Source organism: Kineothrix alysoides, from assembly GCF_000732725.1.
GTDB classification, from domain to species: Bacteria; Bacillota; Clostridia; order Lachnospirales; family Lachnospiraceae; genus Kineothrix; species Kineothrix alysoides.
Genome location: NZ_JPNB01000001.1, coordinates 1,239,187 through 1,263,675, shown reverse-complemented (window position 1 = coordinate 1,263,675; position 24,489 = coordinate 1,239,187). Strand labels below are relative to the sequence as shown.

Sequence of the window (24,489 nt, the reverse complement as noted above, 5' to 3'; positions counted from 1 at the left end):
ATTCCTAAAAATATTTCCATTTACTTTTTTCTTTACGAAACCGCTCCGCTATTTTGTCCTTCCAATCCGTAAGAACACGCCATACGTCTCTCCATGTCCATTCTTTTCTCTTCCAAAGTATAATGATAATTACAATTATTATACAAGCCGGAATCAAAAGAAACAATATCTGTAAGACTAAAAGAACGGCCAAAATATCCTCCAAGCCGCGAGCCACATTTTCCCAGTAAGGATATCCGATAGCGTATGAATTCATGGAACGCGTGCCGAATTCTGCAATTATCGTAAACAACGATTTGAATCCGTATCTCGCCGAATTCTCCACTACCTGCATGCCTACCTCGTCAATGCCGAACTTCTCTTTCACTTTGGCGTAAGCGAATCCGCTGACCGGGTCGGGCATTACTATTTCATACGTACCGATTCCCGTTACACTCCCTTGCTCCTCCATAGTTTCATAGGAGATATAAACTAAAGTTTTATCCAGTCCCGCCGCTTCGTTCAGCCTGCCCTGCGCCCTTTTGATTACGCCGGCAACGTAGTGAGGAGTTCCGCCAATCCTTACCTCCATTCCGGTCACATCGTTGGAACCGAACAGCTGCCACGCCGCATCCTCGTCGATAAGTATCCTATCGTGCATTAAATCGCTTCCCGAGAAGTATGAACCGTTAATAAGCTGCACCGGATGAAACAGAAAGAAATCTCCACCGATGCCCACTGCATTTGCCTCTAATGATGTTTTCCCATTAACAAGAGTCGTCTTGCCCTGTGCGCTGTAAGCATCCGCCCACAGCCTTGCATTCTCGCTGGGTGCCGTTATGGAAGCCTCCTTGAGCACACCATCCAGCGAATGTTCGAAGTTCATGACGCTGTTCTTATCCACATTTGTCCCTGCGGTAAAAAAGCAGCTTATCTGTGCCGAATCGCTCTGTGACGACCATCTCGCCGCTGCATTCTGATCTGGAAGCTCCTGCTTTTTCACCGTGGCAAAGATACTGATGCCCGCCCATATGAGCAGGCACAGTACCACAGATGAAACCACAATTATTTGTTTTACTGTAAAATTTCTCAAGATTTTTTTCATATTCCATCAACGCGTTATTACGCGCTCTCCGTTAACTTAATCCGTCAGGCGAACCTGTTTTCCTGCTTCTACCGGCTTCGTCGCTGTCGTTATTACATATTCATAGCCATAAAGCCCTGCAGAAATCGCCGTATGCGTATCATCGGAAGCCTGTACCTCCACATCAATTCTCGTGGCAATATAACGGTTGCCAAGAGGACTGCTCTTCGATTCCACGATTAGGATGAACTTGCCGTTCTTGTCCTCCCTAATCGCACTATTGGGCACCACCAGTTCATAATTAGCACTCTTTTGCCCCACCGCCAGGCTCAATGCCTGACCAGCCTGTACATCGCCCTCTATATTGAATGTTAACTGCTTCTTCTGCGCCGGATCGGTCTGATCCGGTTTTATCGATACCAGCGTCGCTTTTACATCTTCATAGTACCAGGAATTCTGTACCTCCGCAATATCACCGACAGAAAGCTTCTTGGCCTGCTCTGTAGTGGCGGAGAAGGAAAGAGTGAAGCCTTTGCCTGTAGGCTGAATAACCGCCAGCACCTCATCCGGCTTTGTTGATTCTCCGGCCACATGGCTCACGGACGTAATAGTTCCCGCTACGGGAGCCGTTACATTTGCTCCAACTGACTCTTCTTTCAATTTTTCTATTGCGGCTTCCTTCTGAGCTATCTGCGTATTTTGCGCACTGAGATTCAGCTCTGCTGTCAACGTTTTGATGAGCGTGCTTTTTTCCTCCTGAATCTTAGTTATTTCCGCTGTGATATTAGTTATTTCAGTGTCTGTTTTCGTCTTGCTATTGGTAGCTGTCGCAAGCTGTGTATTCAAATCGTTTTTCGCGCTGGTATTCGTGGAATCTAACTTCTTGTTGTTCAGTGCGTTCTGTGCAGATACCAATGCGGAATTCGCACTGTTCAAAGCACTCTGAGCACCTTCCAAGGAGGACTTTAGGGATGCCAGCAATTGATTATTACTATCATAATCCTTTAATGTCGCAGTTGCACTTTCCAATTCGCTCGTTGCCACTTTTAACTGGCTGTCGGCAACATCGTAAATATACAGCTTTATTTCGTCATACGCCTTCTGGGCTGCTTCAATGTCGGCCACAATGCCTGACGCAATCGCCGTATCCAGCACCGCCTTTGCATTTTGCAGCTGAGTGGTTGCCGCCTTCAAATCGTTCTCTGCCTTATCCTTCGCATCCTGATAAGTCTTGATTCCTCCTTGAAGACTGACGTTCCCACCTGTCGATGTAGTAAGCGTCCCAAGCAGCGCTGTGGCAGCATCGATTTTGGCCTGTGTTTCAGTTATCTCATTTTTAATCCGCGTTACCTCCGCCGTCGCGTTGGTTACATTGGTCTGAGCTGAGTTCACCGCCTTTTCTTCGTTGCTGGTATCCACCGTTACCGCTTCGTTTAAGTTCTTTTGCCCATTTAAATTATCTAAGGTGCTCTGTACACTCTGCTGGTTCGCTGTAGCAGCCGTCAGTCTATTCTTCGCCGCAGTCAGCCTGCTGTCAACTTCTGCCAGCCGTGCCTGATAGGAAGCTAAAGTTCCTGTTTTTCCATTTTCAACCTTATTTATTACATCGCTGGTTATATCTCCGGTAAACAAACCGGTCAAATAAGCAAGCCGCAAATCATCCAGTTCCTTTTGCGCCGTTTTCAGCTCCTCGCTGTCCACATCCTCCAAATAAAAGAGCACGGAATCCTTCTCCACCGTATCTCCATTTTTCACATTTACGCTTTCAATTTTCCTGCTTTCACTAATTACTACGTTATAGGGATCGGTAGCCTCCAAATTTCCCGTCCCCCTCACCTTCGCAGTAATCGTTCCGCTCTGTACATACTCCGTGGCTACCTCAGGCAGGGAATAGTTCATAATTGTATTGGAAAAGAATGTCAGCACAAGCATTACGGACAAAAATATAATTGCCGCATTCTTCACCCATTCCCTTCTTTTTGTAGCATTCGACTTCTCATTCATTAAAATATTTCCTCCTATCCCTTAATTCCGCCCTGATAAGTAATCCCCTCTACCAGATAATCCTCTCCGTATAGGAACACCAAAAGCGTAGGTACCATGTATATCGTAGCGACGGCAAATGCCAGTCCTATTTCTCCCGCATTGATTTTTGAAAGAAATACGGATAACGGGTGCATCGCCTCGTCCGAAAGCAATATGAGGGGTTGTTCCACCATATTCCAATAATCTATAAAAATCAAAATTGCAATAGAGCACATACAGCCTTTGCAAAGAGGCATACATATCCTCCTGAATATCTGCCATTCCCCGGCTCCGTCAATCTGCGCCGCTTCTATTACTGACGTAGGAATCCTGCGCATGAATTTGGTCAGCAGATATACAGCAAATGGAGAAAAAATACCCGGCAGCCATATCGCCCATCTCGTATCAATGATATTCAGCCAGCCTGACACCAAATAGTTAGGCACGAGGGTAACCTGATAGGGCATCAGCATCAATATGATATAAACAAAAAATATTATTTCTTTTATTCTGCTCCTGTATCTGGTAAAACCATACGAAGCCAAGGCTGCCACCAGCAATTGGAAACCAACGATAGGAACTACCAAAATGACGGAATTCCAAAACTTAAATAAATAATCCGGACTCTTAAGAAGCACCGTGATATACTGGCTGAAGGATACGATGTCCGGAATGAACTTCAAATTTACCTTTTCTGAAATATAAGTCTTTCCTCCGGTATCTGTGGTAGAAAATACCTGTCCGTAATTAGAGGATATTTCCGACGCCGACATGAAGGAATTCGTTACTGTAAGTATGATCGGCATAAGAAAAAGTACTGCGAAGAAAGCGGCGATTATCGTTGCCAGCGCTCTCTTTTCAAATGTCCTTCGATCTCTCTTTTTCTTCTTTTTAATGAATACGCGGTCACTTAAGGCCGTTCCTGTCCCCTTCAGCACACTTTTTCTAAACGTCATCCTTCCACATCCTTTCCGAAATAATTTTCCGTAAGGAAGAGAATTCCAATCAAAATTACCATTACAATGGACATCATAATAGCCGCTGCCGACAATTTCTGATAGTCTAACGACCCGAACGTATTATTCATAAAATGCTGCATCATATATAACGTATTATAAGGATAACTGCCCGTCAAGAGATAGATTTCCCTGAATACCTTAAAGGAATTGATGAGCGACATAATGGTCACGAATAATAGCGTTGAAGATAAATATCTCAGCTTAATATAAAAGAAGATCTGTCTCGGCTTAGCGCTTTCCAATACCGCTACCTCGAGAATATCCTTTGGTATGCTGCTTAGCGCCGCCATAAACAAAATCATATTATATCCCAGGTTCTTCCATAGAAATAAAACAATAATAACAATCTGAGCATAATCCGATTTCAGCCAGTCAATTTTACCCGCTCCGAATAGGCCTATGACGTCGTTCACCATGCCGTTATAGTGAAACAGCACCTGCCAAATTAAAACGATGGATGCGATGGGCACCATCATCGGCGTTAAGAAAAACGTTCGAAATTGACTCCGAAATGGTATCTTGCTGTCGAGAAGCAATGCCAGTCCAAGCGCCAGCACAACAGCCAGCGGAACAGCGATCAACGAAAATTTCATCGTGTTGAAAGCAGCCTGCCGAAACGCCCCATTATTAAATACATTCCTAAAATTATCCAGAAATACAAAACTGTGATTGATCGGATTGTCTACCACAGAATAATAAATAACCACTAAAAAGGGTACAACAAAAAACACCAATACACCTAATATGCTTGGAGATAGGAAAACGCAGGATATGCGTTTTCCTCTTTCGCCCTTTTTACGCAGGCTATTTGCACTTTTTATTTTTTCCTTTTTAGGAGTTTTTAGTTCCTTTTTCACAATCTAACTACCTTCTATCTCGTCTCATTGATGTATGTCTGTAAACGGTTCTGAACCAAAGCGGCCACATCATCCGCACTCTTCTGCCCTTCAAAATAGGACTGTGCTTCCTCGCTTATGATCGAAAGCATTTCCTCGCTTTCCGTCCCGTCCAATCCAACGGATTGTTCTATGATTTCCCGCACCCTGGCGACCTGCTCCTGGGTAGCCGAGTATACATCCATCGTGATATTATCTGTGCCAGATCCATAGGTCCACGTTGATTTGGATTTCTCCTTCTGCGTGCCGTCCGTATCTTCATAATATTCCGCTTCCACGTCTTTTGCAAACTGTTTTTCAAGAGCCTCCTTCATGGTAGGGAAACCGCCGTTTGCCAACTGTAAGTTCTCCTGCCTGTCTTTGGTCAGGTTAAACTTAAGAAATTCCCATGCGCCCTCTTTGTTCTTGGAATTCACATTCATTCCCGCCGTAGTTCCGTTGGATCTTATTACGGAGCCGCTTTCACCTATTGTAGGATAACCGATGAAGTTGATTTCTTCTTTAAATATATATTCATACATTTGGAATTGCTGAACAGAGGTGATATTTCCTTGCATCAAAATCAACTGGCCATTTCTTATTCTGTCTACGAAGCCGGAATCCGAATCATTGCTCACTTCTTTCGGGAACTGGTTGGAAAATTCCAGAATCCGTTTAAATTCTCCTCCGGTAAAGTCGCAGGTTCCTGTTTCCGCATCTACGAATTCTCCCATATTCATGGAGCATAAAAGCTGCAATATGGAATTCTTCGTGTTATAATCCAGTATCTGCGTATCTTCGGGCTTGGAATCCATTAGATTTATCGTATCATCCATAGTCCACGATTTCTTATCGCCTACATCAGAAACCTTACCGACAATCGTAGAGATTCCGAAGCAGGGAATGATCGCATATAATTTCCCGTCCCTCGCATAAGTGTTCAGTACATTTTCAAAGTAATCCTCTCTTTTTATCACCGCATCATTTTCCAAATAAGGCGTAAGATCCTCCAGCGCTCCCATGGAAATAAATTTATCTAAAGAAGTGAAATTAAAGACCATATCGATTAAATCCGGTCCCTTACCACCTGCCAAATCCGCTGCCAGAAGGGCCACCCTCGCATCATCGTCCATGCTGTCGTCTCCGTATTGCTTCACTTCGATTCGGTATTTGTCACTTTGTTTATTGAATGCGGCAATGTCGTTGGAGAGGTAATAGGGCACTATAACTGTTCCATAGGTTAGTGTCGTCTTTCCAGAAACCTCGGAGCGATCTTTTTTCGTGAGAACAATCAGCTCCGGCTTGCTCTGCTCGGACATGAAGTCCATAGACAAAGCCGCAATTCTGCCATCTTTAAGAAGTTTCACACTTTGCAGGCTGGTACTGTTAATATCGCTCTCCAGCCAATCCAGAACCTCCGTCGGCTCCGTATCGCTGAGGTTACAAGTGTACAGCTTCGTGTCCTGCGTATAGAGAATATCCGCATCCACACCTGCCTGATAGGTGCCGTAGCCAAAGGATATACTGCTGTTTAAATCCTTAAGTGCCTTTCCCGAAAGATCCACTGACTGAAGCCGCCAGCCGGTATCTCCGTAGAAACCCACTACTACCGTGCCATCCTTCATACGAAAGAGACTCTGAATATAAGTACCCGCCTGAAGCTCGCACAGCATCTCCCCGGAAGGCTTTAATACGTATACACTCTGATTGGCATTCACATAATAATTACCGTCTTTGTCTGCCAATACGTTCTGGATATACAAATCCTTAACTTTTCCAAGGACATTCATGACATCCACCGATTCCAGCGTCTGCCCGTCCAAAGAAATTTTTCTTATTTCTACGCCTCCGATTCCGCTGCCGGCATCTTCTGCCGAAACGTTATCATCCTCTGCCGCGTTTACATTATCCGCAGCTATATTCACTGCCGTATCCGCATATTTTACAATTCCCAACAGCAGATTACCTTCGCTGTCGGTACCAATAGCGGAGATGTAAGCATCCGCTTCAAGCTCAACAGGCACCGGGGAGGCCGTGCTCTCCCCCGCCCCGATATCCATAGAAAATAACTGTTTGATACCCTCCTCGCTGCTTCCGGCAAAATAAACCTTTTCATCTTCACCGAATATCATACTTCCTGTCGTATAGCCATCCGCCTCCAAGTCCTGGTAATCCGCTGCGTATATGTAGTCCTTATCCTGAGTCCCTGCGGTCTCCTGAACCTCATCTGTCTTACCACAGCCTGTAAACTGCAAAGCCAGCATTGCTGCCAAACCTAATATCCCTGCTTTTCTAACCCTACTCAATTTAATTATTTCCCCTTTCAAACCTCTTTCATTATCTGTTCTCATTGACGTAAATCTGCACCCTGCTCTGGATGATATCCGCTACCTCTTTCGCAGTCTTCTGTCCCTCAAAAAAAGGCGCCGACTCTTCATCTACAATTGCAATAATCTGCTCGTTATATTGGAACAAGCTATCTACACTTTCTATCAGGCCTTTTACCGTATCCACCTGCTCTTGCGTAGCGGCATAAATATCCGCACTAAAATCTTCATACCCACTTGACGTCTTCATCTGTTCCACTTGATTACCGTTGGCATCTTCGTAATATTCCTTAGTCATCGCATCCTCGAACCGCTTCTCTAACGCAGACTTCATGATCGGGAAACCGAAACCGTTCTTTTGCTCCTGCGCTTCCTTCGTAATCATTGTACGGATAAACTGCCATACGCCGTCCTTGTTTTTTGATTTGGAGCTCATTGCCAGAGAAGCTCCCGGGCCGGAGATAAAAGAACCGGAGTCCTTATTTGTAGGGTACCCGATAAACGACACCGGTTCTCCGAACATCGCTTCGTACATCTGATAGTCTGTCATCCCGCTGATGTATGTATTTACCATGAGCACCTCTCCGCTTTGCAGCCTTTGTACGATTGGTTCTCTCTCTTTGCTGTAATCATATTCCAAGTCAAAATAATTGGCAAATTCAAGTGTCTTTATGAAATCCTCTCCATTAAATTTACACTCTCCCGTATTCCAATCCACATATTGATCTATATTCATCATAATGTTGTATATAAGTGCCATACTCTTTGTTCCGGCATCATACAACTCCACATTATCGGGCAGCTCATTCGCCATATTCATAAGTTCATCCAACGTGATGCTGGTTCTCTCTCCCACTGTCGACGTCTTTGCCATTACCGTATTTATGACAAAAAACGGCGAAATCGAATAAAGCTTTCCATCCAGCTCGTATGCCTTCAATATGTTCGGTAAATAATCATCCCTTTTCAGTTCGGGATCGCTGTCGAGATAAGGATATAAATCTTCCAAAAGTCCCTTCGACGCATATTGCTGCATAGTTCCGGAAATGTCTATAATATCGGGCATATTCCCGCCGACAATATCCGATTTCATCTGCGTAAGGGCGGCTTCATAATCTTCAGTCTCATACATATATTCCTTTACTTCGACCCGGTACTCCTGATTTTTCTTGTTGAAATCAATAACCAGTTTACGCGTGTCATAGTTAAGGAACATAGTACTGTAGGTAATAATCTTCTTCTCCGGCACTTCGCTGCCCTTTTTCTTCGTCAGGAAAGCCAGTTCGATCGTATTCGCGTCATCCGTCCAGTAAGAAGTAACTGCCAGCACTCTTCCATCCTCTAACATCGCAAAAGAGATCAAATCGTTGCTGTTGATATCACAATCTACCCAATTGAGTATTTCCTTCGGCGCCTCATCCCCTATATTATAGGAATACAGGAAATTGCCCGAACTGAACAAAAGGTCATCCTGCACCCCTTTGGTAAACACATAATTGCTGTAAGGTGACGTCGTTATATTGTTCTGGGCATCTCCTAAGCCTTCCTTCGCCAGATCGATCGGGTGAACCTCCGTACCTGTCTGCCCGTAATATACTATCATCACGGTTCCATCCTTGGTGGAAAACATATTGTTGATCCAGTTTTCTACCTCTACTGTAAACAGCTCCTTGCCGTCCTTGTCTAACACAAAGACTCCTTGGTCATAAGCCAGATATATATTTCCTGCTTTATCCGTCTCCAAATATTGTATGTATGTATTTTCATCCTCAAATACGCTGCTCACATCCACAGATGAGATAACAGTACCGTCCACAGAAAATTTGCAAACTTCCGCCTTCTGAGAAACGGGTACCTGATAATCTCCTATCGGTGCTGTGGTAGCAGACTCTGTCGCGGAGACAGCCTCACTGTCTTCTGTATTTTCATCCGTATCGCTTGCCGCAGCGTTGCTATCCTCTTCGGATTCTCCCTCTGCAGCTTCAGCATCCGCCACCTCTTCCTGAGGCATTCCTTCCTCGTCATACAGATAGGTAACTACGAGCGCCTGCAAGCCGCCCTCCGCATCTGCACTCATCCGCGAAATACTCGAATCCACACTTAGATCCAGCGGCTTTTTCACAGGTTCCTCTGTCCCCAGCTTGAGTTCATACAAGTATGACTTAGATTTCTGCGTTTTATCGTCATATTCAGTTCCAAGATAATAAATGGTATCGCCAATGACCGTTATGCTCTCCGCATTGTTTTCTCCATTGTTTACTTCTTGATATTCCGGTACATATACGAATTCCTTCTGCGCCGTAGTATTCTCTGCGCTCCCTCCGCAGCCTGCCAGATAAAGACAGGCAAAAAACATCGCTGCCGCTGCCCTTATCCTCTTACCCCTACAATTGTTTACACCCTTCATAATACTCACCAGACCCTTTCCCCATTTTTAAAACCTCGTGCCAGATATGCAGCCGCACATCTTAAACACATCATCTGTACTTAAAATACCGTGCGGTGTAAAGACTATTTTTCACACCATTCTCCCTCGTTCTTTACGAACAAACCACAACTAATATAATTGTATATGAGAAATACACTATAGATAGAATATCATAGTATCCACGTCGGTACAACCTGACACTTCTTAATAATTTCTGAAGCCTCAGCTATATTCTGACACCAGAAGGAATTGCAAGCAAGAAAAAACAAAAAAGAGCAAAAATATTCAATTTTCTATTTTTCGAATCAAAATGCCATTTTTTAATAGTATATTATCGATATAATGTCTCTCAAAAAGCACTCTTCCCTTTCTCGAAATCTCGATGTCTTCCTCTTCACAATTAATGATGACCTCCACATATTTATCCTCCCACTCTATTTTTAAGAATTCAATAATACGGGGGCTCGATATTTTATTGGGAAAGTGGAAATTTCTATTTCTCAATAAAGGCTCCTCCTTTCGTAAATGGATGAGTTGTCTTATGATTTCCATCCTATCCTTAAATTCCTCCGCCTCAATGCTCTCCCAAGGCATACATCTTCTGCAATCCGGATCGTGTCCTCCCTCCATGGCTATTTCCGTTCCATAATAGATGCACGGACTTCCCGGCATGGTGAAGAGTACCGCAAGCTGCTGGAAATATTCATCCAGATTCTTAACTTCTGAGCGAAGCCGCTTCGTATCGTGAGAATCAAGCAAGTTAAAGAGCACGTCGTTGGTCTGCTGCATGTATCCCGTGTAGCATCTGTTAATCGTATATTCGAAGTCTTCCTTAGTAAGCCCCTTATCTACCCAAAAGTCCTTGATGCTCTCTCCCAGCGGATAATTCATCACCGCATCGAATTCATCACCTCTAAGCCAAGGCATGGCGTCATGCCATATTTCACCCAAAATATAGATGTCCGGTTTTATCGCCTTCATCCGAGTCCGCAGTTCCTTGCAGAACACATGAGATATTTCATTGGCTACGTCCAGTCTAATGCCGTCTACATGATATTTTTTCACCCACATTTCACATACCTCCAACAGATATTCCCTTACCTTAACATTATTGGTATTGAGCTTAGGCATGTCATCGAAAAAAGCAAAGCTGTAATATTGCCCCGACGCTGCTGCTCCCTTGCTATGCTCGAAGGGCCATTCGTTAATCATGAACCAATCATAATATTCCGATTCCTTTCCCCTCTTAACAACATCCTTCCACGGAGCAAAATATTTCCCGCAGTGGTTGAATACACCATCCAGCATAATTCGTATTCCCCTTTCATGCGCCTCCTTCACCAGACGCATAAAGGTCTCCTCCGTACCGAAATGAGGGTCTATCCGCTTATAATCGGTAGTGTCATATTTATGAGAAGAAGGGGATTCATTAATGGGCGTGAGATATAGCCCGGAAATTCCAAGCTCTTTCAAATAATCCAGCTTATCGATAATCCCTTGAATGTCCCCTCCGAAAAATTCGTCGTTTCTCACGCTTCCCTTATCCCTCCAAGACAGCATTTCCTCCGTATTCAGAGATACGTCCCCGTTACAAAAGCGCTCCGGAAAAATCTGATACCAGATAGTATCGTTAACCCAAGCAGGCGTTACCGGAATATCTCCCGGATTCATCCACGGAAAAACAAAGCATTGTCTGCTCCTTCCTTCCAGGTTCATCTGCTCTTCGCTCACGAAGCCATCCTCAAAATAGTACCACTTCTCCTTTTCCGTTATCAGTTCAAAGTAATATTTCAGCCGTTTGTACTCAGGCTCAACCGTCGTTGTCCACCAAAGCTGATTCTTCAGTCTCTTTTTATAGGGAATGTTCACTGACTCCCCCGTCCAATTTTCTCCGCCGCCAAGTATCCCCGATTTAAAAGGATCCCCCTGCACGATATTTACATATTTCACATCATATCCGGTCTTAATATTTATGATGAGCTGATTCTCATTCAAGGGATAGCAATAGTTGTCGTTAGCCCTATGATATACCGCATTAAAGTCCATTTTATTATCCTCCTGCATTTATAAGCCTTTTGGAAAACGTTTTCCACGCCTGATATGATAATACTATCAGAAAAGCAAATTGTCAATCCAAACGAAAAGGCGCAAACAACAGACAAGAATCCATCAAATCAGGAAAATTGCACATTGCATACTTTTCTCATTTTAAAAAAGCTGTGCTCACGGACCCTTTTATTCCGCAAGCACAGCCTCTCGTATTTATATTGATATTTAGGTCGCCTTTAAAGAACTGCATACAGACCGTGAAACGGGCTGCTGACAACAACCGGAGATATAATCCTGGCAAGGACAACATATGCAACATATATGAATGGACAATAAAATATAGCGCTTATCCAGACAACATAAAAATAAATTGGAATTCGTATATATACTACTTCATATCATATACTGCAACTTTAAATTTACCTACAAAATCACTGTATTCAGCCACCAAGGTGTATTCATCATCTTTATCCAATATCGCAAATGTTTCTAATTCTTTTGCACGATCCAACTCTTTTACCACATTTCTTTTAGAATCATACAAAATGATATCCAGTGTCCCTCCATCTATTTTTGAGGAAAAAGAGAATTTAATTTTATCACCTGCTTCCGCAGTAAAAGATATCTCTGAACGGCTAGTTGCAGGTTCCGCAAAAACATCATTTATATTTCCCAGGGCCTTTGGTCTCATTATTATTGCACCAACAATAATAATAGCAATTATACATACACTGCAAATCTCAATTACTCTTCTTTTCATTCACGTTCTCCTCTATAACTTCTTGTTTATCAGCCGGCAGTGTTTCCGCTAATTATGCCATATCAGTTCCTTAGCCAAAATAATCACATATTCATCTTCCTTTTCGCCTATACGCATAATGACATTCTCAATGCCTGCTTGAATAATCAATCTGGCACATAATGGACACGGTTTCGCCTTATGAACGGTATTATCTTCAGGATTTACACCTGCAAGATATAAATCCGCTCCCATTGCCTGCTCCTTGGAACAGTTGAGTAAAGCATTTTGTTCTGCATGGATAGCTCTGCATATCCCGTATCCCTCTCCCTGATGCATATCCAGCTCTATTCTAGGGCATATCCCAATATCGCAGCAATTATCAAACCCTCTGGGAGAGCCGTTATATCCTGTTGAAATTACTGTGTCATCCTTCACGATAACTGCTCCATATTTTCTTTTTATGCATGTACTTCTATATGCAAATGTTTCAGCTACGTTTAAGTATGTATTAATTTTAGTAATCCTTTGTTTTCCATTTGGCTTTATCATCTTTTTATTAAACCCCTCTATACATCACTACTTGCTGAGCAACCTTAGTAATCTCATGTTGGTACCTACGCAAATTCCAGCTTGTTTTATTCAATTTCAAGTGAATACATTAATTCTTCTCTGTCCTCATCAGAGAATTTATTTCTACGCCCCTTTGTTTTACTTGTTAAAAACATGCCTAACTTCTCCATCACTCTATATGAACTAATATTCTCACTATCACAATGCGCAATGAATTTTCTAACCTTTAATTCATATATTGCTTTTTCGTAATTCGATAAGTCGTGGAACATCTTTTACTTCAGCTTTTCTATAATTCATTTCTGCACCACCTTATAGCATAGTTTACAATTTATTCTATCATATAAAAACAAAAGAAACCAACTACAACAGCAATTGATTTCTTTCACCAAAAATCCTATAAATATGGTAAACATATCTCTAAGTTTACTCTGCAAAGACGTCAATCATCTCGATGCTTTGCAATAACTCCTCATCAAATATAAATTTTACAATCCAAGGCATAAGCGCTTTATTTTTTGAAAGAAAAATACCGAAAGAGACATTTTAATAATTAATAATCGTACTATATAATGTTCATCTTATCGCCGGCGAGGATATACTTATCAGGAATATTGCTGCGCTGGAACGGGTTCTGAAAGAATATAAAAATATCGTTGCTGGCAATCATGGCACCGTGCATAGAAAATCTGACGGGCAGATTAACCCGTCAGACCATTAATTCGACTGCTAATTTTTAAAGCTATGAATGGGAGCCGGTATCCTTCCGCCCCGGTTAATAAAATCGGCGCAGGAAAAATTATTGACCGGCATGATCGGTGCATATCCTAATAAACCGCCGAATTCCACCGTCTCGCCCACCCCTTTTCCGATAACCGGGATAAGACGCACTGCCGTGGTTTTCTGGTTAATCATACCGATAGCCATCTCATCGGCAATAATGCCGGAAATAGTCGTCGCCTTCGTATCACCGGGAATGGCTATCATATCCAAACCTACGGAGCATACACAAGTCATAGCCTCAAGCTTCTCTAAGGAAAGTGCTCCCGCTATCACTGCGTCAATCATTCCCTGATCCTCACTGACCGGAATAAACGCACCGCTTAAACCGCCTACATAGGAAGATGCCATGACGCCGCCCTTCTTCACCTGATCGTTCAAAAGTGCCAATGCAGCCGTGGTTCCCGGCGCACCTGCATATTCCAGCCCTATCTCGCACAGAATCTCTGCTACGCTGTCTCCTACCGCAGGGGTAGGCGCTAAAGACAAGTCCACGATACCAAAAGGAACGTTCAACCGTTTGGATGCCTCCTGCGCTACTAACTGTCCCACTCTCGTCACCTTGAAAGCAGTCTTTTTAATCGTCTCGCACAGCACTTCGAAATTCTCTCCCCGTACTTTACTCAATGCCGTCTTCACAACTCCCGGCCCGCTGACACCTACGTTAATGATCTTATCTTCCTCTGTCACGCCGTGGAAGGCACCCGCCATGAACGGATTGTCATCCGGCGCATTGCAAAATACTACAAGCTTCGCACAGCCCAAGGAGTCGTCCTCCTTCGTGTATTCCGCAGTCTGCAATATGATTTCGCCCATCAGCTTCACCGCATCCATATTGATTCCGGTCTTGGTGGAACCCAGGTTGACGGAGCTGCACACTCTCTCCGTGGTGGAAAGCGCCAGCGGAATGGATTCGATCAAAAGCCTGTCCGCCGGAGTCATTCCCTTAGAAACCTGCGCAGAATAGCCTCCGATAAAGTTCACTCCCACCTCATGAGCCACCTTATCCAAGGTTCTCGCTATGGAAGCGAAGTCCTCTGTCGTCTGACACGCTGCACCGCCGATTAGCGCGATAGGCGTTACGGATATTCTCTTATTTACAATGGGGATTCCGAATTCTCTGGAGATTTCTTCGCCGGTTTTTACCAAATCCTTCGCTGCATCATAAATTTTATGGTATATTTTGTCATTAAGCTTGTTTAGATCGGAATCGATACAGTCCAATAGGCTGATACCGAGGGTAATTGTCCTAACATCCAGATTCTCTTTTTCTATCATCTGGTTCGTTTCCGCGACTTCAAATATATTAATCATGGGTCTGTCCCTCTTTCCTCTATATTCTGTGCATGGTGTCGAAGATTTCTTCCTTCTGGCATTTGATGATAACGCCAATTTCCTCTCCGAGAGCGGACAGCTCATCCACGATATCCCCAAAGTGCCTGCTTGTCTGATTGGTATCAACGATCATCATCATATTGAAATAGCCCTGAACGATCGTCTGGGAAATATCCAATATATTAATATCGTTCTTCGCAAGATATGTACATACTTTCGCTATGATACCCACTGTGTCCTTACCTACTACCGTAATAATTGTCCTCTTCATAATTTTCCTCCTCATTCCCTATGCGCATTCTTTACTCATTATGGGCATTTTTTGCTCATTATTATGCGATTACTACCATTTCCGATACCTCACTCCTGCTAGCCACGCGAATCGGAAAATCATTGATCTTGTACTCGTTATCTGCCATGGCAATTTCCACCCTTACGGCTTCATATGCCAGCTCCGGCAAATTATTTTCCTTACTCAAATGGCCTAAAATAATCGTTTGCAGATTATCGTTCAATATCCGGGAAAGAAGTCTGCCGCAAAGCTCGTTGGACAAATGGCCTCTGTCTCCCAATATTCTCTTTTTCAGATAGTACGGATAAGGGCCTACCTGAAGCATGTTCACGTCATGATTCGCCTCCATCAGGAGGGCGTTCATTCCCTTTAAACATTCCACCGTATAGTCATTATAGCAGCCTAAGTCGGTAATGATACCGAGCTTCTGCTTTCCGTGGCAGATACGATACGCCACCGGCTCCGCCGCATCATGAGAAATCCGCATGGGATTCAATACCATATCCTTTACCGTAATCTTGGTATCCGCCTCAATCTCCTGAAAAAGTGACTCATCAATTTGTCCTACCGACGACGTCTCCTTTATCGCCTGAAGCGTTCCCCTCGTTCCGTAAACGGGAATTCCATATTTTCTCGCCATTACGCCTAAGCCGTTAATATGGTCGTTGTGCTCATGGGTAATGAATATTCCGTCTAATTCCTCCGGTTTCACTCCCAGCTTTTCCAGCCCTTCTTTTGTCCTTTTACCGCTGATTCCCACATCCACCAGCAGATGAGTCGTATCGGAACCCACATAGATACAGTTCCCGCTGCTTCCACTGGCTATACTGCATAACCGCATATTAGTCTCCACGCCTTTCCAATGCCTGCAGGCTTTGAACCGCAGGCACAATATTTTCATTCAAAATATTGCTACTTCTTCCAATATATCTCCACCGTGTCCCCGTTTTGCAACGGTTCCATGTACTTGGCCTCCCGCCCGTTCAGCATAGTAATCACTGCTGAGCCTTGAGGTTTGGACAAGTCGAAATCGATATAGGAAAATACATCCACATATACATAGGCGCTTTTTCCCGCCAACGCTACGGGCTTGCCGTTTACAATTACGGCAATTACCGTACTTTCTGCCGCCTGCATCGGCGCGTTTTCAGAGCTTAGAGGTCCCTGACCAGACACTTTCTCCTCTGCCTGCTCTTCCCCTGCAGCTTCTGCGTCTTCATATGGATCACTCACATATGCTCCCTCTACGGCATTCTCCTCGTCATATCCTTCTTCTCCGCCTTCTTCCATGTCTCTCTCCACATCCGAAAGCTTAAGCGTCTCCATCGTCCATATAACTGAGAAATTCTCATATACGAAAGTGTCCATATCTGCCAGTTTATTGTTTACATACAAATTCATCTTCTTGTCGATGATGACATCCATAAAATCTGAAATCTGTCTCACTGTATAATAATTCAGCAGCTCGATAGCATCGTTTTCCTTAACGTCGTAGAACTTCGACTGAAGTTCGCCGTTTACACTGGCAAATTTAGGAAGCTCAATTTTTTTCTCATTGACAATCACATTTATAACATCGCCAAACTCATTCAGCGCCCCCAATTCCATAGCCGCCGGTTCGCCCGCAGTAGATGCGATCACTTCGATCTTATCTCCGCCGTGAATGGGCGTATGGATGTCCGCCGCCTCGCCGTTCACCCTTATTACTGCCGCTTCTCCCAACTGTCCTCTGACGATTCTCGCCTTTCCGCCAACTGTAAAGTTCAGCTCCTTCCCCCTCCTCGGGAAAAGACCTTCGTTGGGAAACTCTGCCTGAATGGCGGCATCCGCCACCGACAGCATATTGTTATCGTACAGCTTTACTCTCTCTCCGTTGAAATCCACGAAGATAAAGTTATTGCTCTGCTCATAAAAACTTAAGCAGATACCGATAGGAGTTACCAGAAGGGAATCCTTCTTCACATTCTCCTCCAGAAACTCTATCTTCTGCATGACTTCCTCTCCACGCACGGCAACTCTTTCCTTCTGTATGCCCAAATCCTCGGCAAGGGTATCCGTATACCCTTCCATCTTTCCGCCGCCGCCTACAACGAATACTGCGCTGACAGCCTTTCCGCCGTTTAACTCCTTAATCTTTTCAGATATCTGCATCGCCATTTCTTTAATGACGGGATTCGCTACCTCTAAAACCTCGGCTTTAGAAATTGTCTGCTCAAGGCCCATAATGTCCTTATAAGTAATGATTTCAAGCTCTCCCGCATTCCGCTTTATCTGCTCAGCCGTTCCGAAATCTACCAGGCAATGGCGCGCTATTGTTTCCGTCAAAGCATCACCTGCCATGGGAATCATACCGAAGGCAGTAATACTTCCATCCTTCGTGATGGAAATATCCGACGTTCCGGCGCCCACATCCACCAAGGCGATATTAAGCATCCGATACATCTCAGGAATAGCCACCTGAATTGCCGCGATGGGCTCCAAGGTCATATTCGCCACATTCAGCCCTGCGATTCCCACCGCTTTATAAAGGCCATCCACCACATCGTCCGGCAGAAATGTTGCAATCATATCCGCACTGATTACCTTCGCCTTATGCCCCTCCGGATTAGAAATCGGATAATGGTTAATGTAATAGCGAACTACTGAATATCCTACGCAGTAGAATTTCATATCCGTATCGTTTAAGGTCTGGAATTCCCCGTATGCCTTTTCCACTCCCATAGTGGAAAGAGCATAAATGTCCTCCCTTGTAATTTCCTTGTCGCTGCCAAATTCACAATCTGCCGTTACGTTCACCGTACGGAGCACACGGCCCGCCGCTGCGATACACGTCTCCGCAAGCTTACGGCCGGTAACTTCCTCCAGCTCTTCCTTTACGGCCTTGATCGTCTCCCCTACCTTATGTATATCATGAATCTGCCCGTCTATCATAGCCCGAGTCTCATGCTCTTTCATGCGCTGTGCCACAACATAAAAACGATCATTATTGCGATATCCTACCGTACCGACAATACTTCTCGTTCCGATATCCAAACCAAAAACCATTTGTCCCGGATACTTTTTCATTGAGTGCTCTTTACTCATTTCTGCCACAGGTATTCCTCCAATTTCTTATCGATCTGCTCATAGGTCTTCTGTTTACTGCCACCGTTATCGATCCATACCTTGCAATGCTTCTTATATTCTTCTTCCGAAAGCTGACTTCCAAGAATTCCGTCTATTTTCGCATCGCTGTAGGAACGGGAGCTTTTAAGGCGTTCTCTTCGAACATCCTCTGATGCGAAGATATACCATAGCTCGTCCGCGATATTCACATAGCCGTCCTCGATCAACAGCGCGGCTTCTATGAATAGGAAGTCTATTTTTCCTTCTTCTTTTTCTCTGTCTATTTCATCTAAAATATATCTCTTTACTGCCGGATGTACGATTTGGTTCACTCTTTTTAAAAGTTCCCCGTCAGCAAAAATTTTCCCTGCCATCTTAGCCCTATTGATTTGCCCGTCCCCTGCTAAGATGTCCTCTCCCAAAAGAGCTACCAGCTCTCCATAGCAGCCCTGTCCCGGCGCCTGCACTTTATGTGCTACTTCGTCTGCAAAAATAACAGAACAGTTATACTTATCTTTTATATAGGATAAAACCTCCGTTTTACCGGAACCCACTCCTCCGGTAATGCCGATAATCCAAGTCTTATTTGGCTTCATACCAATTGTCTCCCGTGTGCATATCCGTTTCCAGTACGACCTCCAAATCTGCGGCCGCACACATTTCTTCCTTCAGGATACGCTCCACTTGCGAAAGCTCCTCAGAGGCAGTCTCCACTAACAACTCGTCATGCACCTGCAAAATAAGCTTCGATTGCAGGTCCTCCTCCTTCAGCCGTTTCCACACCCGGATCATCGCCACTTTAATGATATCCGCTGCGGTTCCTTGTATAGGGGAATTCATAGCTACTCTTTCTCCAAAGGAACGTTGCATGAAATTGCTGGAGGAAAGCTCCGGTACCGGCCTCCTTCGACCGAACATCGTGGTTACGTAGCCGTTCTTTTTCGCATCCTCTACCAGCTTATCAAGAAAATTCTTCACGCCCGGATAGGTGGCGAAGTACTGTTCGATATATTCCGCCGCTTCTTTCCTGGAAATACTAAGGCCCTGACTAAGACCGAAGGAGCTGATGCCGTATACGATTCCAAAATTTACCGCCTTGGCGTTGCGCCTCTGTAAGTCTGTTACCGCCTCGAAGGGGGTATGGAATACTTTCGACGCCGTAATTCTATGAATATCCTCATCCATGCGATAAGCTTCTATCAACTGTTCGTCCCCCGACATATGGGCCAGCACACGAAGCTCTATCTGGGAGTAATCCGCATCGGTAAACACAAAGCCCTTTTTGGGAACGAACACCTTCCTTATCAGTCTTCCCAGCTCCATGCGCATCGGTATATTCTGCAAATTCGGCTCTGTGGAGCTGATTCGTCCGGTAGCGGTAATCGTCTGGTTAAAGGTACTGTGTATCCGATTGTCCTCTCCGATATATACCGCCAAACCATCCGCATAGGTAGACTTTAATTTCGTCAAACCTCTGTATTCCAGTATATCTGCTACAATGGGATAATCCGGCGCAAGCTTGTCGAGCACATCCGCCGCCGTGGAATATCCCGTTTTCGTCTTTTTCCCGCCGGACATTCCCAGCTTTTCAAATAATATCTCTCCGAGCTGCTTGGGTGAATTAATATTGAAATCGCTCCCCGCCTGCTCGTGAATATCCGCTTCCAGCTCTTCGATACGCCCGTTCAGCGCATCTCCGTATCGCTTCAATTCCTCAGGCATTACCTGAATGCCCTCTTTCTCCATATCATAGAGCACATAGGACAAGGGCATCTCTATCTCGTGCATCAGCTTATCCATTCCAGTCTCAGCCAGCTTCTTCTCCAATACAGGCGCCGCCATGTATTCCACATAGGCAAGGAAGCAAGCATACTCCACAAGCTCTTTCGCTCTGTCCTGCGCCGCCTTCTTAAGGCGTTCTTTTCCAAACAACTGGGCTTTGGAAGGAATCATAAGTCCCAGATGCTCATTGGCAATATCCTCAGGATCGTAATCGTTTTTCAGGGGGTTCAGCAAATAAGCGGCTATCAATATATCGAACAACACCTCTGTTCTATCCGTTCCAAGATAATCATATTTATTTTTTATATTATAAGTAACAAGCTTCACCTTGCCCGCAAGACCGGACAGCTTGTCCATCAAATACTTTTTCGTAAGGAAGCCCTCCGCCTTTATGAAAAAGACCTCCTTTTCATCCAGCGCAAAGGAAAGTCCTACGAAATCTTCCTCTTCGCAACTATCCTCCACGATATCGAAGGCCACATGCCTTCCTTCTCCCAGCCTAAGCGCCTTTTCAAAAACATCCTCTGCCTGAGCAAGATCCGTGATTTCCTTAAAGTAATCCGTCTGCTTGTTATCGAGGGGGCCTTTTTCGAAACGACCGAGCAGATTCTTGAACTCCAGCCGTTTGAACTGCTTATATGCCTCTTCCGTATAAAAGTCATGAACCTCGGCATCCTCATAAGAAAATTCCACATCGCCATTCACGTTAATCGCCGCCAGAATCCTGCTCAAATCAGCAAGCTCCCTATTATTTATAAGCGATTCCTTGACTGCCTTCTTTGTCACTTCTTCGATGTGCTCGTAGATTCCTTCCAAAGAACCAAACTGCACCATCAGCTCCGTAGCTGTTTTTTCTCCTACCTTCGGGACTCCCGGTATGTTATCGGAAGCATCCCCCATCAGTGCCTTTAAATCGATGAACTGCAAAGGGTTTACCTGATATTTGGCCTCTACGTCCGCTGCATAGTAATCCTCTATTTCCGTCTTTCCTCCCTTTGTCTTGGGAATCCTGATTTTGATATGCTCGGATGCTATTTGAAGTAAGTCCCTGTCTCCGGAAATAAGAGCGACTTCGATGCCCTCCTTCTCCGAACGCTTGGCCAGAGTTCCTAAAATATCGTCTGCCTCTAATCCCGGCTTCTCCAATATCTTAATTCCCATCGCCTTAAGTACATCCTTAAGCATCGGCACCTGTTCATGCAATTCTGCCGGCATCGGTTTTCTCGTCCCTTTATATTCCTTATATATTTCATGACGGAAGGTTGGCTCTTTGACGTCGAAGGCCACAGCCAGATACTGTGGATTCTCCTCCTCCAGAATCTTGAACATGATATTGAGGAAGCCGTAAACTGCATTCGTATGCAGGCCCTCCGCATTGCTCAAGTCAGGCACTCCGTAAAATGCCCGGTTCAGAATACTATGTCCGTCTATCAAAACTATCTTGCTCATGTTCTTTCTATCTCCCCGGTATCCCTAAACTATTTATAATATCATTATCAGTACAATAATCGTTATCATGGTTATAATCGCCAGAATCTCCAGACCGTATACCAAAAAATGTATGCCTTTTCTTATCTTAAGCTTCCTTCTCGCTTCCTCCAGCTGCTTGTCCAACTTCTTCTGCAAATCGAAAGTGCTTCCATCCTGGAGGCTGGCCATACCCTCCAATACGAGAAACTGTATGCTGAGTTCCTCCTTGCATTCAGGACATCCTGAAATGTGCTCCATAAAATCGTTCAGTTCTCTGCCGCTCAATTCCTTATTTAAAAAGGCCGGTATCATTTTATCTATATCCTTACAATTCATGCCTATTCCTCATAGTTCTATTTTGTGCCGTGCAACTGCGCGCCGTATACTACATATGATATATTTTCCCACAATATATTCATACATAATGTACTATACACTAAAATAAAGGATTTTAAAAGTGCTCCGAATAAATTAATTTAAAAAGGATGCGGACGGTTTTATCCGTTCCGCATCCAACATTGCTGCATCTTATGATAATTTGTTTCCTCGCAAAATCACGGAGTCCAAAGTAAGGTCCTCCTTCTTAAGCAAAACTACATTGGCAACCTTTCCAGGCGTTATGCTGCCGTATTCATCGTATATTCCCACACTCTTGGCAGAGTTGGCCGCCGCACATTTAATCGCCGTCTCTAACGGAATGCGCATCTTGAGAACCGCTGTTCTCACGCAGTCCATTAAATTGGTAGCGGAACCGGCGATAGTACCGTCTGCTAAGGTCGCAAGATTACCTACGACCTTTACCGCCTGCCCTCCGAGGCTGTAATCACCGTCATCCAGACCGGTAGCCATCATGCTGTCGCTGATCAAGATTACTTTATCCTCGCCGAACATCTTAAAGGTGTTGCGGACAACGGCAGGGTGAACGTGCACTCCGTCGCAGATCAGCTCGACCTCAGCTCCCGCATCCGTAGCTGCGCCGATCAATCCCGGTGCCCTATGAGTATATGGATTCATCGCATTATACAAATGAGTCACATGGGTTGCTCCTTTTTCAAAAGCTTCTAAAGCGGTATCGTAATCCGCGGCAGTATGGGCTGTAGAAAGCACCACCTGGCCCTTTTTCGACTGGATGAATTCCATCGCACCCTCTATTTCAGGAGCGATAGCCACCAGCTTCACCATATGGTCAGCCGCTTCGTTCAAACGATCATACATTCCTGCATCCGGCGTGTGGAGATAAGCGCTGTTCTGCGCTCCCTTCTTGCTCTCCGCGAGGAAGGGCCCTTCCATATTGATTCCGCACAAATCTGCAGCCCTGTCGTTTTTATTGTTCTTTCTGTATTCTGCCGCCGTCTTGCAGATGCCTGTCAATATTTCCTCTCCCAAGGTCATGGTCGCCGGAACGATGGAAGTAACACCTATGGATGCCTGATATTCCGCAATCTTCGTAATCGCTTCCTCCGTTCCGTCACAGAAATCATAGCCCACGCAGCCGTGGAAATGAATATCCGTAAGTCCCGGGACAGCAAAGCATCCTTGCGCATCTATCACCTCATCCGCACCAGCCTGCACCTCACTTTTTACAAACCGGCCATCTTTGATATAAATATCCTGCTCTATAAATCTACCTTCTTCAGTAAAAACCTTCGCATTTTTGATAATCATATGTATCTCAAGCCCCTTTCCGCATCTTCCTATTTTATAAGTGACAACGCCGCCTCGTCCGCAACCAAAGTAACGTTCGGATGAAGCTGCAGTACAGATGCCTGCACCTTAGGCGTAATCGGACCAAAAAAGGCATCTTTGACAATGGCTGCCTTCTCTTCTCCGCTTACCACGACCAGCACCTTCTTCGCCAGCATAATAGTCCTGATTCCCATAGTGTAAGCCTGCTTTGGCACCTCATCATAGGAAGCAAAAAATCTCTGATTAGCCTCAATGGTAGATGCTGTTAAATCAACACAATGAGTATCGGGAATAAATTCCTCCGCAGGCTCGTTGAAGCCGATATGTCCGTTGTGTCCAAGTCCAAGAAGCTGTAAGTCTATTCCGCCCACTGCCTCAATCACCTTGTCATAGTCACCGCAAGCCTTATTGGCATCCGGCTCCGTTCCGTCAGGAAGGTGCGTATTTTCTTTCTTTATATTTATCTTACTGAAAAGATGATCGTTCATAAAATAATAGTAGCTCTGATCATTCTCTCTCGTAAGCCCCTTATATTCATCTAAATTTACAGAAACCACCTTGGAGAAATCCAAGTTATCGCCGTTATACCACTCCACTAACTTTTCATAGGTTCCGATTGGCGTAGATCCCGTCGCCAGTCCTAAAACGCAGTTCGGTTTCATAATGACCTGCGAGGAAATAACGCTCGCGGCTTTCTTGCTCATATCTTTATAATCCTTTGCCCTGACTATATTCACTTCTACTCCTATCCGCGTGCTGCACACGCTTAAAACACCATTTTGAACATGCAGAATTTGTTCAAAAGTCCGTCCATAGACGCTACCATTAGTATATATCATTCACAGACGGATTCCCATAGCTTTTCTTGTCACCTTTTTTCTTTTCTTGCTTTTTTAAAGACTTCTTTATAGTTTAATATCGGAAGCCCGTATAGAACACGG

Annotated in this window: 18 protein-coding genes; all 18 read right to left on the bottom strand. The window is 44.5% G+C overall.

Annotated elements, in window-relative coordinates; genetic code table 11:
- Positions 1-4 precede the first annotated feature (4 nt).
- Positions 5-1,072, bottom strand: coding sequence for an ABC transporter permease (locus CC90_RS0105950; RefSeq protein ID WP_157837534.1), 1,068 nt, complete (start codon positions 1,070-1,072; stop codon positions 5-7).
- Between the two features lie 48 nt (positions 1,073-1,120).
- Entirely contained in the window at positions 1,121-3,067 is a 1,947-nt protein-coding gene (locus CC90_RS0105945) for an HlyD family efflux transporter periplasmic adaptor subunit (RefSeq protein ID WP_031389882.1), read from the bottom strand.
- 14 nt (positions 3,068-3,081) lie between these two features.
- Complete coding sequence (locus tag CC90_RS0105940) at positions 3,082-4,044, bottom strand: carbohydrate ABC transporter permease (RefSeq protein WP_081905887.1); 963 nt, start codon at positions 4,042-4,044, stop codon at positions 3,082-3,084.
- Positions 4,041-4,964 carry a carbohydrate ABC transporter permease gene (locus CC90_RS0105935; RefSeq protein WP_242843249.1) on the bottom strand — a complete coding sequence of 308 codons (924 nt, stop codon included), beginning with the start codon at positions 4,962-4,964 and terminating at the stop codon, positions 4,041-4,043. Before CC90_RS0105935 ends, CC90_RS0105940 begins: the two co-directional genes overlap by 4 nt.
- A gap of 14 nt (positions 4,965-4,978) precedes the next feature.
- The gene (locus tag CC90_RS0105930; RefSeq protein ID WP_157837533.1) at positions 4,979-7,288 is read right to left on the bottom strand and encodes an ABC transporter substrate-binding protein; all 2,310 of its coding nucleotides are present in this window, start codon (positions 7,286-7,288) and stop codon (positions 4,979-4,981) included.
- A 31-nt stretch (positions 7,289-7,319) separates the two neighbouring features.
- Complete coding sequence (locus CC90_RS0105925; protein ID WP_031389878.1) at positions 7,320-9,716, bottom strand: ABC transporter substrate-binding protein; 2,397 nt, start codon at positions 9,714-9,716, stop codon at positions 7,320-7,322.
- Between the two features lie 306 nt (positions 9,717-10,022).
- Entirely contained in the window at positions 10,023-11,783 is a 1,761-nt protein-coding gene (locus tag CC90_RS0105920) for a glycoside hydrolase family 13 protein (protein ID WP_031389877.1), read from the bottom strand.
- Positions 11,784-12,174: 391 nt separating this feature from the next.
- The gene (locus tag CC90_RS0105915; RefSeq protein WP_031389876.1) at positions 12,175-12,546 is read right to left on the bottom strand and encodes a hypothetical protein; all 372 of its coding nucleotides are present in this window, start codon (positions 12,544-12,546) and stop codon (positions 12,175-12,177) included.
- Between the two features lie 48 nt (positions 12,547-12,594).
- Positions 12,595-13,077 (bottom strand): deoxycytidylate deaminase, encoded by a 483-nt coding sequence (locus CC90_RS0105910; RefSeq protein ID WP_031389875.1) that lies wholly within the window; start codon positions 13,075-13,077, stop codon positions 12,595-12,597.
- Positions 13,078-13,827: 750 nt separating this feature from the next.
- Positions 13,828-15,192 (bottom strand): PFL family protein, encoded by a 1,365-nt coding sequence (locus CC90_RS0105900; RefSeq protein WP_031389873.1) that lies wholly within the window; start codon positions 15,190-15,192, stop codon positions 13,828-13,830.
- A 19-nt stretch (positions 15,193-15,211) separates the two neighbouring features.
- Positions 15,212-15,484, bottom strand: coding sequence for an ACT domain-containing protein (locus tag CC90_RS0105895; RefSeq protein WP_031389872.1), 273 nt, complete (start codon positions 15,482-15,484; stop codon positions 15,212-15,214).
- A gap of 61 nt (positions 15,485-15,545) precedes the next feature.
- On the bottom strand, positions 15,546-16,346 hold the full coding sequence (locus CC90_RS0105890; RefSeq protein ID WP_031389871.1) for an MBL fold metallo-hydrolase: 801 nt from the start codon (positions 16,344-16,346) through the stop codon (positions 15,546-15,548).
- 71 nt (positions 16,347-16,417) lie between these two features.
- Positions 16,418-18,589 carry a cell division protein FtsA gene (locus tag CC90_RS0105885; protein WP_031389870.1) on the bottom strand — a complete coding sequence of 724 codons (2,172 nt, stop codon included), beginning with the start codon at positions 18,587-18,589 and terminating at the stop codon, positions 16,418-16,420.
- Positions 18,586-19,206: a dephospho-CoA kinase gene (coaE, locus tag CC90_RS0105880; RefSeq protein WP_031389869.1), complete on the bottom strand. Its 621-nt coding sequence runs from the start codon at positions 19,204-19,206 to the stop codon at positions 18,586-18,588. The genes CC90_RS0105885 and coaE overlap by 4 nt, the downstream gene beginning before the upstream one ends.
- Positions 19,193-21,841 (bottom strand): DNA polymerase I, encoded by a 2,649-nt coding sequence (gene polA, locus CC90_RS0105875; protein WP_031389868.1) that lies wholly within the window; start codon positions 21,839-21,841, stop codon positions 19,193-19,195. Before polA ends, coaE begins: the two co-directional genes overlap by 14 nt.
- A 33-nt stretch (positions 21,842-21,874) precedes the next feature.
- Positions 21,875-22,198 carry an anti-sigma factor family protein gene (locus CC90_RS0105870; protein WP_031389867.1) on the bottom strand — a complete coding sequence of 108 codons (324 nt, stop codon included), beginning with the start codon at positions 22,196-22,198 and terminating at the stop codon, positions 21,875-21,877.
- Between the two features lie 192 nt (positions 22,199-22,390).
- Positions 22,391-23,527 (bottom strand): N-acetylglucosamine-6-phosphate deacetylase, encoded by a 1,137-nt coding sequence (gene nagA, locus CC90_RS0105865; RefSeq protein ID WP_031389866.1) that lies wholly within the window; start codon positions 23,525-23,527, stop codon positions 22,391-22,393.
- Positions 23,528-23,556: 29 nt separating this feature from the next.
- Positions 23,557-24,285 (bottom strand): glucosamine-6-phosphate deaminase, encoded by a 729-nt coding sequence (nagB, locus tag CC90_RS0105860; protein WP_031389865.1) that lies wholly within the window; start codon positions 24,283-24,285, stop codon positions 23,557-23,559.
- Positions 24,286-24,489 lie beyond the last annotated feature (204 nt).

Excerpts from the sequence above, each read along its gene's own strand:
- CC90_RS0105870 (WP_031389867.1), bottom strand. The coding sequence starts at position 22,198 with ATGAATTGTAAGGATATAGATAAAATGATACCGGCCTTTTTAAATAAG.
- CC90_RS0105925 (WP_031389878.1), bottom strand. The coding sequence starts at position 9,716 with ATGAAGGGTGTAAACAATTGTAGGGGTAAGAGGATAAGGGCAGCGGCA.
- CC90_RS0105945 (WP_031389882.1), bottom strand. The coding sequence starts at position 3,067 with ATGAATGAGAAGTCGAATGCTACAAAAAGAAGGGAATGGGTGAAGAAT.
- CC90_RS0105915 (WP_031389876.1), bottom strand. The coding sequence starts at position 12,546 with ATGAAAAGAAGAGTAATTGAGATTTGCAGTGTATGTATAATTGCTATT.
- CC90_RS0105940 (WP_081905887.1), bottom strand. The coding sequence starts at position 4,044 with ATGACGTTTAGAAAAAGTGTGCTGAAGGGGACAGGAACGGCCTTAAGT.
- CC90_RS0105890 (WP_031389871.1), bottom strand. The coding sequence starts at position 16,346 with ATGCGGTTATGCAGTATAGCCAGTGGAAGCAGCGGGAACTGTATCTAT.
- polA (WP_031389868.1), bottom strand. The coding sequence starts at position 21,841 with ATGAGCAAGATAGTTTTGATAGACGGACATAGTATTCTGAACCGGGCA.
- coaE (WP_031389869.1), bottom strand. The coding sequence starts at position 19,206 with ATGAAGCCAAATAAGACTTGGATTATCGGCATTACCGGAGGAGTGGGT.
- CC90_RS0105900 (WP_031389873.1), bottom strand. The coding sequence starts at position 15,192 with ATGATTAATATATTTGAAGTCGCGGAAACGAACCAGATGATAGAAAAA.
- nagA (WP_031389866.1), bottom strand. The coding sequence starts at position 23,527 with ATGATTATCAAAAATGCGAAGGTTTTTACTGAAGAAGGTAGATTTATA.
- CC90_RS0105895 (WP_031389872.1), bottom strand. The coding sequence starts at position 15,484 with ATGAAGAGGACAATTATTACGGTAGTAGGTAAGGACACAGTGGGTATC.
- CC90_RS0105920 (WP_031389877.1), bottom strand. The coding sequence starts at position 11,783 with ATGGACTTTAATGCGGTATATCATAGGGCTAACGACAACTATTGCTAT.
- CC90_RS0105885 (WP_031389870.1), bottom strand. The coding sequence starts at position 18,589 with ATGAGTAAAGAGCACTCAATGAAAAAGTATCCGGGACAAATGGTTTTT.
- CC90_RS0105910 (WP_031389875.1), bottom strand. The coding sequence starts at position 13,077 with ATGATAAAGCCAAATGGAAAACAAAGGATTACTAAAATTAATACATAC.